Raw genomic sequence first — 12698 nt, 5'->3', positions numbered from 1 at the left:
GTTTAGTTTTCAAAGTTCACCTTGTCGCTCTGAGGCGACTTAAACATCTTAACATTTTCTATTAAATGTTGTCAATGTTTTTTTAAAAGTTTTTTTCGTTGTTGTTTCGTATTAACGTGACAACGTTTAATAATATACCACCTATAAAAACAAAATACAATAGGTAAATTTAAATTCTTTTTATTCTGATATTTATAATCAGATTCCAATAAATAAATGATGTCCCTATTCTTCTAAAAAGATACATCAAAACATAAAAAAGCTGGCTTAAAAGTACTCTTTTAGCCAGCTTTTCAACTTATTTATTTATGTCTCATTAACGGGAATAATAGAACGTCACGAATTGAAGGAGAGTTAGTTAATAACATAACTAATCTGTCTATACCAATTCCTAGACCTCCAGTTGGTGGCATACCATGCTCTAATGCTTCGATGTAATCATCATCCATCATATGAGCTTCGTCATTACCAAGTTCACGTTCTTTAAGCTGTGCTTCAAAACGTTCTTTTTGATCAATTGGATCGTTTAACTCTGTAAATGCATTAGCATGTTCACGTGCTACGATAAATAATTCAAAACGATCAGTAAAACGTGGATCTTCTGCGTTCTTTTTCGCTAGCGGTGAAATTTCAACTGGGTGGCCGTAAATGAAAGTTGGTTGAATTAACGTTTCTTCAACTTTTTGCTCAAAGAATTCGTTAATAATATGACCTACAGACATATTCGCATTAATTTCTACATTTTGTTCTTTAGCATATGCTCTTGCTTGTTCAACTGACATTTCAGGCCAGAAATCTACTCCACAAGCTTCTTTAATCGCGTCTACCATATGAAGTCTAGTCCATTTTGGCTCTAAGTTTACAGTGTACTCGCCATATGGAATAGTAGTAGTACCTAAAACTTCTTTAGCTATATGTGCAATTAGATTTTCAGTTAGCTCCATAATATCAGCATAGTCAGCATAAGCTTCATATAGCTCAATCATCGTAAATTCAGGGTTATGACGAGTAGAAATACCTTCATTACGGAATACACGACCGATTTCATAAACCTTTTCTAATCCACCAACGATTAATCGTTTTAAGTGTAGCTCAATAGCAATACGCATATATAATTCCATATCAAGCGCGTTATGATGTGTGATAAACGGTCTTGCAGAAGCTCCACCTGCAATTGCATGTAGCATAGGTGTTTCTACTTCTAAATAACCTTGGTCATCTAAATAGCGTCTCATAGATTGGATAATCTTGCTACGTGCAATAAAAGTCTGACGGCTATCCATATTCATTAAGTCTAAGTATCTTTGGCGGTAGCGTTGTTCAACGTCTTGTAGACCATGGAATTTATCAGGAAGTGGTAATAACGCTTTCGATAGGAAAGTATATTCTTTAACTTTAATAGATAATTCTCCTACATTTGTTTTAAATACCACACCAGAAACCCCAACAATATCACCTAAGTCAGTAATATCAAAGATTTCATATTGCTCTTCGCCTACAGCATCTTTACGTACATAGATTTGAACTTGTCCATTTAAATCTTGAACATGTGCAAATCCAGCTTTACCTTTTCCACGTTTAGTCATTACTCGACCTGCAAAAGATACAACAATTGCTTTTTCTTCTAATTCTTCTTTAGAAAATTGATCAAATTGTGCTAATAAATCATTTGATGAATGTGTGCGCACAAATTTTTTACCGAATGGATCGATACCTTTTCCTTCAAGTGTTTTTAATTTCTCCCTACGTATTAGGGCCTGATCATTTAATTCTTCGTGACTCATTTTCTCAACTCCACGCTATTTTAAGTATTTAAATACAATATGAATTTAATAGAAAAACTGCCAGTAATTCGATCTGGCAGTTTTGTTTACTATAACTTATTATATTTTGTCAAGCGAAACCTGTCAAACTTACAAAGCTTGGGCAGCTTCCATTTTTGTTTCAACTTCATTTACGTACGCCATTAATAGTTCAACCATTTGAGCACGAGTGCTAGCCTCGTTAATTTGGTTGCGTACTAATGCAGTACCTTTCAAGCCTTTTAAATACCAAGCTGCATGTTTTCTCATTTCCAATACAGCTACATGTTCATTTTTCAAATCAATTAATCGGTCTAAATGTAATAGACATACATCAATTTTTTCACGCGCGGCTGGTTCTGGCATTAATATACCAGATTCCAAATACTTAACTGTACGGTAAATCATCCATGGGTTTCCTAATGCAGCGCGACCGATCATTACACCATCGCAGCCAGTTTCATCTAACATACGTTTAGCATCCTGAGGAGTCTCTACATCACCATTACCGATTACAGGAATCGAAACCTGACTTTTAACCTCTTTAATCCAGCTCCAATCAGATTTTCCTTCGTACATTTGATAGCGTGTGCGACCATGAATGGCTACAGCTTTACCGCCCGCTGCTTCTACTGCTTTTGCATTGTCTACAACGTAAATGTGGTCGTCGTCCCAACCAAGACGCATTTTAACCGTAACTGGCTTACTTACATTCTGTGCTACAGCATAGACCATCTCATGAATCTTATCTGGGTCTAATAGCCATTTAGCTCCAGCGTCTACTTTTGTAATCTTTGGGACGGGACACCCCATGTTAATATCTATAATATCTGCATTCGTGTTTTCATCAACATACTTAGCAGCTTCAACTAGCGAAGACTTTTCGCCACCAAAAATTTGTAAGCTTAATGGCTTTTCTCGTTCATCCATATAAAGCATCTCTAACGTCCTTTTGTTATTGTTAAGAATTGCTTTATCACTTACCATTTCTGCGCATACTAAACCTGCACCAAACTCTTTTACAGTTAGACGAAAGGCTGAATTACAAACTCCGGCCATCGGCGCTAATACGACGGGATTTTTCATCTCGATGTCACCAATTTTAAGCACATCCCATCCTCCTTCTTACAATACTTTAACCATCTATATTGATAATTCCTCAACACTTACTTTTAACTGTTTTGCGCAATCATGCAAAAACTGTTCAGTTGGCATACGATTTCCTCGCTCTACTTCACCTAGTACCGAAACAGAAACGCCAAGATCTTTCGCAAAGCCTTCTTGGGTGTAACCTTTTAATTTTCTAAAAGCCCTAATCCGTCTCCCCCACTTTTCAGCTTCCATAATCGAACTCCTTTATCCTCTAAAAATTTAGTTTCAATCTCCAATGATTGGTTTATTTCGTTTAAAGGGATTAATACAAAGCTTCTTTCAAACATTCTAGGGTGCGGTATTCTTAGGTTCTCAACTTCTATATTCTCGTGATTAAAGAGTAAAATGTCAAGGTCTATAGTCCTAGGACCCCAACGCAATTCCCTTTTTCTACCAAGACTATTTTCGATTACTTGAGTAACATCAAGTAATTGTAGTGGAGTCAAATTGGTAGAAATTTTAATGACTAGATTTAAAAACGGATCTTGGTCTACGTAACCAACCGGGTCCGTTTCGTATATAGAAGATATTTGTTCTACTTGAATATCGGAATGCTCCACTAATTCCTTAATGGCCTTTGTAAGAAATCCTTCTCGATCGCCTATATTCGTTCCTAAACTTAAATACGACTCATTTTTCATATGCGACCTCTTGTTATCTCAACTGCTACGAAATCATAATGTCCTGGTATTGGCGGGTCTGGTTTTATCACTTTTACAGTACATTGTTGGATTAATTCGTATGTATTTAATATTTGTTTAGCAATTTCTTCAGCTACAGATTCAACCAAATCATAAGACTTACCTTGAACAACTTCCTCACATGTTTTAAATAAGTCTGCGTAACTTACTGAATACGCCAAATCATCTGTTTCTCCTGCTTTTTTTGTATCTAATTCGACAATTAAATCAACATTAAATCGTTGCCCCAATGTTTTCTCTTCTTTAAAGACACCATGGTATCCATAAAATTTCATACCAGTTACATAAATTTTATCCATTATTTACTCCAATCTTTAACATTGCATCCATCATTTTAGTCATACGAGAAATTGCTAGTACATCATGAACTCGTACAATTTCACATCCTTTCGTAATGCCTAAACAAACTGTTGCACCGGTTCCTTCCATCCGCTCATGCACATCCGTACCAAGAACTTCTCCAATAAACCTTTTTCGTGACGTACCAAGTAACACTGGATAATCCAATGCTTTGATTTGTTCCATCTGATTTAAAACTTCTAAATTTTGCTCAGCAGATTTCGCGAAACCGACACCAGGATCCAATATAATCATTTCATCCTTTACACCTGCGCGCTTTGCAATTTGAATACTTTCAACTAGATCACAGACAACATCACTCATCAAACTATAATAATTTTCGTCAGTTCGATTATGCATTAAGCAAATTGGAACATTGTATGCTGCCGCAACTTCTGCGATTTTAGGGTCTTTCTTCGCACCCCAAACATCATTAATGATTGTAGCTCCTGCTTCAACAGCTTGTTTAGCTACTTCAGATTTATATGTATCTATTGAAATCGGAACATTAATTTCCGTCGACAAAGCTTTAATAATAGGAACTACCCTTTTTAATTCTTCTTCCTCATCAACTATGGCAGCTCCAGGTCTTGTTGATTCTCCGCCAACATCAATAATTTTTGCTCCATCTGCAATTAATTTCTTTGCACGCTTTATCGCTAATTCAATTTCATTATATCGACCACCATCAGAAAAAGAGTCTGGTGTCATATTTAAAATACCCATCACAATCGTCTCATTCTGAATTGGTAATGAATAGTCTCCACAAATCAACGGTTTTGTTGCTCTTCTCAAGTTAGTTCACTTCTTTCCATTTCATTCATACTGAATAAAGAATTACGATAAGATTGATAATCTTTCTGCAAATCTCTAATGATACTACTTTCACTAACATTATAGAAACGCTCGCCAATTACTGTAACAGGAATAATTTCTTGAATCGAGTTTGAGATGAATATTTCATCCGCTTCGTTCAACTCTTGCTCTGTAAAATACCCTTCCTCAACTGAAACACCTTTTAATTTTGCCCAATGGATTACAAATTGCCTCGTTATACCATTCAATATTCCTGTATCAACATGTGGCGTGTATAGTTTATTTTGTTTAATAAAGAACAAATTTGAGACAATTCCTTCTGAAAGATAACCATCTTTATTTAAGAAAATTCCTTCTATGCTTGGTGAATTGCCGATTTCTTTTTTCCCAATAATATTATTTAAATAATGATGCGACTTTAAACGTTCTCTGCCCTCGGGAGAGTTTCGAGGGGTATTTAAAATTACCCCTTCCTTCTCCTCAATATTACTTTCATGCATCGGTTTAATAAAAATAATCGTATTTGGGTTTGTATAATTCCCCGTATATAGACCGATTTCTCCTGCTCCCGCTGAAACATTCAAACGGATATAAGCATCTTTTAATTCATTTAAATCCATTAACTTACTTAAAACTGATTGTATTTCCTCATCCGATTGATTCCATTCAATGCTTAAATTCGTTAGCGACTTCCTTAAGCGGTTTAAATGGTCAAACAATAAGAATGGATGTCCATTATAGATTCGAAATGTTTCAAATACACCTAGGCCATATAAAAAACCATGGTCATATGGAGAAATCTTTACTTCGTTGTCATTTAAGAATTCTCCATTATAATAAATTTTCATATTGTACTCCTAGAAGGTTTGTATGCATTTAGGAAGTTTCTAAGCATTTCTTTACCGAACTGCGACATAATTGATTCTGGATGAAACTGTACGCCTTCTATTGGTAATGACTTATGTTTTAAAGCCATAATCTCTCCTTCATTTGTCCATGCAGTTACTTCAAGCTCTTTAGGGAATGTCTCTTTCTTAACAATTAAAGAGTGGTATCTCGTCACATCAATCGGTGATGGTAAGTCACTAAATAACCCTAGACCTTCATGCGTAATCGCCGATGTTTTTCCGTGCATTAAGCGTTCAGCACGTACTACATCTCCTCCAAATACTTGAGCGATTGATTGGTGACCTAAACAAACACCTAAAATTGGTATTTTCCCAGCAAAGTGTTCAATTGCTTTTAAACTGATTCCAGCTTCATTCGGTGTACAAGGACCAGGTGAAATCATTAAGTAAGAAGGATTTAGCTCTTCAATTTCATCCAATGTAATTTCATCATTTCGCTTTACAAGTAACTCTTCTCCTAATTCACCTAGATATTGAACAAGATTATAGGTAAATGAATCATAGTTATCAATCATTAATATCATTTTACATTACCACCCAACTTAGCTTTTTCTTCACTTACTTTCTTAGCTGTCCATAAAGCTTGAGCTTTTTTTAGGCTTTCTAAATACTCGTGTTTCGGATTAGAATCGATTACGATACCAGCGCCTGCTTGTACATACGCTTGCTCGTCTTTTGTAATCATCGTTCGAATCGTAATATTTAGTTCCATATCACCAGTAAAGCCAATCCATCCAACTGACCCTGTATAAATACCGCGTTTAGTTGGTTCTAGTTCCTCGATGATTTCCATTGTGCGAATTTTAGGCGCCCCAGTAATTGTTCCGCCAGGGAATACCGCTTTTAATAAATCAAATGAATCTTTGTCCTTTTGCAATTTCCCTCTTACATTTGAAACAAGATGCATTACGTGTGAATATTTTTCAATAACTAATAATTCGTCTACTTCAACTGTTCCGTATTCACATACTCTACCTAAGTCATTACGCTCTAAATCAACTAGCATAATATGCTCAGCTTGTTCTTTTTCATTTGAACGTAATTCTTCCATTAACTGTTGCTCTTCTTCAATTGTATTACCACGTGATCTAGTACCCGCAATCGGCCTTGTCCAAACTTCTTGATCACGCTTTGCGACTAATAACTCAGGTGAGCAACTTACGATTTGAAAATCCTCAAAGTCTAAATACGACATATATGGTGATGGGTTAATCTCTCTAAGCTGTTCATAAATATAAAGAGGATCTGTAACCAATGTCTCAGACTGCAGTACAGATAAATTCACTTGGAATACATCCCCTGCACTGATATATTCTTTTACATTTCCAACTGCATCTGTAAATTTTTGTTCGGACATGTAAATTGTTTTTTCCACTTCCGTTTTCGAAGTTTGTTTAGTTATATCTATATTTTCCACTTCATTTATGAAGAATTCTTCAAGTGACTCTAAACGTCCCTGTGCTTTTTGTGCATTTTCCGATTCATCTAATACGATAAAATATAGTTCATTTTTTTGATGGTCAAAAATAATTACTTCATGAAAAATTAAAAGATAAACATCTGGTATGTTATATACATCTTCGGCTAACGATGGTAATTCCTCAATATAGTGATTACAATCATATGTGAAATAACCAATTGCCCCGCCTTGAAATGGTGGTAGGTCATCTCTTTTTTCCACTGTGTAATTAGATAAATACTTTTTAGCTAAGTCGATTGGATTTCCTGTATATTCGACTTTCCCTTTTTCTTCTTCTATCATTAATTTATTATTCTTACCGTATAACTTCGCAACAGGATTTGATGCCATGATTGAATATTGCCCATCTCGACCGCTTTCAAGTAGTACGGCATTCTTTTTCTCTTTAGCCGTTTCTACAAAGTGTTTAAAGAAAGGTGTTGTATAATTGATTACTTTTGAAAAGATTTCATAATTCACGTAAATATCCCCCTCTGATAGCGCTTCTTTTTTCATTTTACACAAAAAATAAGAACTATACATCAAAGCATTTTATGGAAAAACAAAAAATCCCTTGCACAAAGCAAAGGGATTTTAAAAAATGATCGTATTATTTATTCAAATTGAAATAAAGCTGTACTTAAATAACGTTCCCCATTACTCGGAATAATCGCAAGTACCTTTTTACCTTTTCCAAGTTTTTTAGCAGCTTGCAGCGCAGCACTAATTGCAGCACCTGATGATATTCCTACAAGTAACCCTTCTGCTTTTGCTACATTTCTAGCTGTCTCCATTGCATCATCATTATTAATTTGAATAATTTCATCATAAATTTCAGTATCAAGAGTTTCAGGAATAAATCCTGCTCCGATACCTTGAATTTTATGAGGACCTGGTTTACCTCCAGATAGTACAGGAGAATCTACAGGCTCAACAGCAATAATTTTAATGCCAGGATAAGCTTCTTTTAAAACAGATCCTGCACCAGAGATCGTTCCTCCAGTACCAACACCTGAAATAAACGCATCAAGCTGATCGCCCATTTGTTCAACGATTTCTGGACCAGTTGTTAAACGGTGAACTTCTGGGTTTGCAGCATTATTAAATTGTTGTGGAACGAAGTAGCCATTTTCTTTTGCTAGTTCGTCTGCTTTACGAATCGCTCCACCCATTCCTTCAGGTCCGGGGGTTAACACTAGTTCGGCACCGTAAGCACGTAAAAGATTTCTTCTTTCAATACTCATTGTTTCAGGCATTACTAGTATTGATTTATATCCTTTTGCAGCTGCTACCATCGCTAAACCAATTCCAGTGTTTCCACTAGTTGGTTCGATAATTGTATCGCCAGGTTTAATTAAACCCTTTTTCTCAGAATCCTCAATCATAGCAAGAGCAATACGATCTTTAACACTACTACCAGGATTCATAAACTCTAATTTTAAGTAAACATCCGCGCTGTTTTCATCTACTAATCTGTTAAGTTTAACGATTGGAGTTCTACCGATTAATTCGTATACTGAATTTGCAACTTTCATTTCATCCACTCCTAATTCCTAGTATATTGACCTGTTTAATATACATTATGTTAAAAACAAAAGAATCTGTCAATTACTTTCTTCTATACATAACTTGTATGAATATCATCATTAATTATGAAAAGAAAGTTCGACAAATTCTTCGTTCTTCACCTACAATTGGTTAATTAATCCTTGTAGTTGCTCGCCAGTGAAGTGATAAGGCTCATTACAAAAATGACACTTAACTTCTGCCTCTCCGTCCTCTTCTAGCATTAATTGTAATTCATGTTTTCCTACACTTAAAAGAGCACCTTCAATTCTTTCTCTTGAACATTGGCATTGGAATTTAACATCCATTGTCTCCAATACTTTAACTTCTTCCTTCCCTAATACTTCATATAGTATTTCTTCCGGAGAAAGCCCCTCTTCAATTAGTGTAGACACTGGTTTAATTGATTTTAATCGGTTTTCTATCTTTGTGATACATTCATCACTAGCACCTGGTAGGATTTGAATAATAAACCCACCACTTGCTAAAATTGTATGATCTGGATTTACTAATACACCTACACTTACAGATGAAGGAGTTTGTTCAGATACAGCAAAATAATAAGTAAAGTCTTCACCAAGTTCACCTGACACAATCGGCACTGCCCCTGTAAATGGCTCTCTCATACCAATATCTTTAGCAACAGAGATTGTACCTACAGTACCAACAGCTTTAGCAACGTCAATTTTTCCGTGTTTGTTACGTTCGGATTGAACATGAGGATTCAATACGAATCCACGTACTTCACCTTTTGCATTACTGTCAGCAAGAATATAGCCAAGGGGGCCATTCCCCTCAACCTTTAATGTTAATTTTTCCTCACCCTTTAACATTGCACCCATCATCGCGGCAGCCGTTAGGGTACGACCTAGTGCAGCCGAAGCATCTTTCCACGTATCATGACGCTCCTGAGCTTCTCTTACGATATTAGTTGATCTCACACTATATGCACGGACTTCACCGTTAAAAGCTAATGCTTTTACTAAATAATCCTTCATGATATACCCCTTTTTAAGAATTTCGTTTATATATTAAATGCAGACCTTTTAACGTTAGATACGGGTCCATTATATCAATAATATCTGATTCCTTAGATATTAATGATGCTAGGCCACCTGTCGCTATAACAGTAGGTTCTACTTTCGCTTGAGCTTTCATTCGTTTTACTATACCTTCAACTTGTCCTACGTAACCATAAAGAATTCCTACTTGCATTGCCTCTACAGTTGTACGTCCTACAATATTAGACGGTCTCGAAAGTTCAATACGAGGTAATTTTGAAGCCTTTGTATAAAGTGCCTCTGTTGAAATATTAATCCCTGGTGCTATGGCACCGCCGATATAATTTTTATTTTCATCTATATAACAATATGTAGTAGCCGTTCCAAAGTCTACAATGATAAGCGGACTTCCGTATTGCGCTATACCAGCAACCGCATTAACAATTCGGTCAGCTCCTACTTCTTTCGGATTATCATACTTTATGTTTAAACCTGTTTTTATACCAGGACCTACGATTAGTGGTTTTTGTTTGAAATACTTCGTAGCCATTCTCTCCAATGAAAACATAATTGGTGGAACAACTGATGAAATAATGACTGCATGAAACTCATCGAATTCGATCCCTGCATATTCAAGTAAGGAACCAATCATCATACCATACTCATCTTCTGTTTTATATCGGTTCGTTTCAATTCTCCAGTGATGTATTAACTCATCTTCTTGGTAAACACCTAAAACGGTATTTGTATTACCTACATCGATTACAAATAACATAATCCATCGTCTCTCCATTTCGAAAATTAAACTTTTTATATTTTTAGTTTCAAGTACATTTTTTATCACTATAAAAATAATGATAACACAAGTTGTTCGTAGTTTAAAAATAGATGACTCCTATTTCAGAGCTGGATTAATGAAAGCCTGAAATGAAATCGAAAGAGCTTTTATAACGCTATTAATACCGATAAACAAAAGAAAGAGTGTCTTGGAAGACACTCTTTACTATTATTCAGTGATTTTCGGTTCAGCTGGTTGATCATCTTTTTTAGAGATGTTGACCTTAATCTCATCATTTGAAGTTGGAGATGGAGGAAGTGTACCTTGGTTCCAAAGACTATTAATTCCTTTTGCATCTAATGTTTCAACTTCTAATAATGTGTTTGCAAGCAGATCCAGTTTATCGCGGTTTTCCTTGATAATATCCGTCGCTTTTGCATAACACTCTTTAATAATTGTTTGGATTTCCACATCGATTTCATAAGCAATCTTATCACTGTAATTTTGCTCATTGTTAAAGTCTCTACCAAGGAATACATTTCCACCTTGAGATTGACCAAATTGAAGTGGACCTAATTTATCACTCATACCAAACTCTGTAACCATTCGGCGAGCAATACCTGTCGCACGTTGGAAGTCGTTATGAGCTCCAGTGCTTACTTCACCAAATACTACTTCTTCAGCTACACGTCCACCAAGTAGACCTGCAATTTTATCAAGTAATTCTGGTTTCGTCATAAAGTATCGATCTTCTTTTGGAAGCATAACAGCATATCCGCCAGCTTGACCACGAGGTACGATTGTAACTTTGTGCACCACTTCAGCATCGTCTAATACTTGGCCTATAACCACGTGGCCAGCTTCATGGAATGCAACAATTTTACGCTCTTTTTCAGATATAACTTTATTTTTCTTAGCAGGACCAGCAATTACACGATCCGTTGCTTCATCAATATCAAGCATATCGATTTTCTTTTTATCACGACGAGCAGCTACTAATGCCGCTTCGTTTAATAAATTCTCTAAGTCTGCACCAGAGAATCCAGGTGTTCTTTGAGCAATAGCCTTCAAGTCTACCTCTGGAGACAATGGTTTATTTCTTGAATGAACTTTTAATACCGCTTCACGTCCGATTACATCAGGGCGATCAACAGTGATTTGTCGGTCAAAACGACCTGGACGTAATAACGCTGGGTCTAATACATCAGCACGGTTTGTTGCTGCGATGATAATAATACCTTCGTTAGCACCGAAACCATCCATTTCAACAAGTAATTGGTTTAATGTTTGTTCACGCTCATCGTGACCTCCACCTAAACCAGCACCACGTTGACGACCTACAGCATCGATTTCATCTATAAATATGATACATGGAGCGTTTTTCTTCGCATTTTCGAATAAATCACGAACACGAGAAGCACCAACCCCAACAAACATTTCAACGAAATCAGAACCACTGATTGAGAAGAATGGAACTCCAGCTTCCCCAGCAACAGCTCTTGCTAATAATGTTTTACCTGTTCCAGGAGGTCCTACTAAAAGTACCCCTTTAGGTATTCTTGCACCTAACTCAGCAAATTTACGAGGATCTTTTAAGAACTCTACAACTTCAACAAGTTCTTGTTTCTCTTCATCTGCACCTGCAACATCTTTAAATCGTACTTTCTTTTTCTCATCATTATAAAGACGAGCTTTGCTCTTCCCAAAGTTCATAACACGGCTTCCGCCACCTTGTGCTTGATTCATTAAGAAGAAGAATAGAATGAAAATAATAACAAATGGAATGAGTGAAGTGAAGATTTGCACCCATGCACTTGTCGTTTCAGCTGGATCCCAATTAGCCTTGATTTTATAGTCAGCAACCGCTTTGTTAACTATTTTTGTCGTTTCGTCACTAATTGGTACTTGAGTTTGGAAAGATTCGCCTTTTTTTACATCTGTAAAGTGACCTCTTACTATGTACACTCCATTTTTAGGTTGGATAGATGTTAAGCTGCTAACATCTCCACTTTGTAACTTAGTATAAAATGTATCGTAACTTACTTTCTTAACTTGAGATTCTGGCCCATTGAAATATGTAACAACACCGATCACAACTAAGAAGATTAATATGTAAAAGACTGTATTACGGAAAATTCGATTCAATTCCAAACCTCCTCTCTTTCGATTTAATTAC

13 protein-coding genes are annotated in these 12698 nt (G+C 36.0%); all 13 read right to left on the bottom strand.

Annotated features, from left to right (window positions below; genetic code table 11):
• Positions 1-302: 302 nt before the first annotated feature.
• The 13 genes from lysS to ftsH all read right to left on the bottom strand — a co-directional run bounded on the left by lysS (position 303) and on the right by ftsH (position 12667).
• A complete protein-coding gene (gene lysS / locus CN692_RS04390; RefSeq protein WP_098117927.1) occupies positions 303-1784 on the bottom strand; it encodes a lysine--tRNA ligase in 1482 nt (493 codons plus the stop codon).
• 129 nt (positions 1785-1913) lie between these two features.
• Positions 1914-2912, bottom strand: coding sequence for a tRNA dihydrouridine synthase DusB (dusB, locus tag CN692_RS04385; RefSeq protein ID WP_098117926.1), 999 nt, complete (start codon positions 2910-2912; stop codon positions 1914-1916).
• 33 nt (positions 2913-2945) lie between these two features.
• Positions 2946-3146 (bottom strand): helix-turn-helix domain-containing protein, encoded by a 201-nt coding sequence (locus CN692_RS04380; RefSeq protein ID WP_098117925.1) that lies wholly within the window; start codon positions 3144-3146, stop codon positions 2946-2948.
• A complete protein-coding gene (gene folK / locus CN692_RS04375; protein WP_098117924.1) occupies positions 3098-3595 on the bottom strand; it encodes a 2-amino-4-hydroxy-6-hydroxymethyldihydropteridine diphosphokinase in 498 nt (165 codons plus the stop codon). Before folK ends, CN692_RS04380 begins: the two co-directional genes overlap by 49 nt.
• Positions 3592-3954 (bottom strand): dihydroneopterin aldolase, encoded by a 363-nt coding sequence (gene folB, locus CN692_RS04370; RefSeq protein ID WP_098117923.1) that lies wholly within the window; start codon positions 3952-3954, stop codon positions 3592-3594. Before folB ends, folK begins: the two co-directional genes overlap by 4 nt.
• Positions 3947-4720 (bottom strand): dihydropteroate synthase, encoded by a 774-nt coding sequence (folP, locus tag CN692_RS04365; RefSeq protein ID WP_098117932.1) that lies wholly within the window; start codon positions 4718-4720, stop codon positions 3947-3949. Before folP ends, folB begins: the two co-directional genes overlap by 8 nt.
• Before the next feature lie 65 nt (positions 4721-4785).
• Positions 4786-5658 (bottom strand): aminodeoxychorismate lyase, encoded by an 873-nt coding sequence (pabC, locus tag CN692_RS04360; protein ID WP_098117922.1) that lies wholly within the window; start codon positions 5656-5658, stop codon positions 4786-4788.
• Positions 5655-6242 carry an aminodeoxychorismate/anthranilate synthase component II gene (gene pabA / locus CN692_RS04355; RefSeq protein ID WP_098117921.1) on the bottom strand — a complete coding sequence of 196 codons (588 nt, stop codon included), beginning with the start codon at positions 6240-6242 and terminating at the stop codon, positions 5655-5657. Before pabA ends, pabC begins: the two co-directional genes overlap by 4 nt.
• Positions 6239-7657 carry an anthranilate synthase component I family protein gene (locus tag CN692_RS04350; RefSeq protein ID WP_257143965.1) on the bottom strand — a complete coding sequence of 473 codons (1419 nt, stop codon included), beginning with the start codon at positions 7655-7657 and terminating at the stop codon, positions 6239-6241. The genes pabA and CN692_RS04350 overlap by 4 nt, the downstream gene beginning before the upstream one ends.
• 134 nt (positions 7658-7791) lie before the next feature.
• A complete protein-coding gene (gene cysK, locus CN692_RS04345) occupies positions 7792-8712 on the bottom strand; it encodes a cysteine synthase A (RefSeq protein ID WP_098117920.1) in 921 nt (306 codons plus the stop codon).
• A 153-nt stretch (positions 8713-8865) separates the two neighbouring features.
• Positions 8866-9741 carry an Hsp33 family molecular chaperone HslO gene (gene hslO / locus CN692_RS04340; protein ID WP_098117919.1) on the bottom strand — a complete coding sequence of 292 codons (876 nt, stop codon included), beginning with the start codon at positions 9739-9741 and terminating at the stop codon, positions 8866-8868.
• 13 nt (positions 9742-9754) lie between these two features.
• Positions 9755-10519, bottom strand: coding sequence for a type III pantothenate kinase (locus CN692_RS04335; RefSeq protein ID WP_098117918.1), 765 nt, complete (start codon positions 10517-10519; stop codon positions 9755-9757).
• Positions 10520-10750: 231 nt separating this feature from the next.
• Positions 10751-12667 (bottom strand): ATP-dependent zinc metalloprotease FtsH, encoded by a 1917-nt coding sequence (gene ftsH / locus CN692_RS04330; protein ID WP_098117917.1) that lies wholly within the window; start codon positions 12665-12667, stop codon positions 10751-10753.
• Positions 12668-12698: the final 31 nt, after the last annotated feature.

This window comes from Bacillus sp. AFS002410 (assembly GCF_002556365.1).
Lineage (GTDB): Bacteria > Bacillota > Bacilli > Bacillales > Bacillaceae_G > Gottfriedia.
The sequence above is the reverse complement of the archived record's forward strand: the minus strand, read 5'-3'. Positions and strand labels throughout refer to the sequence as shown.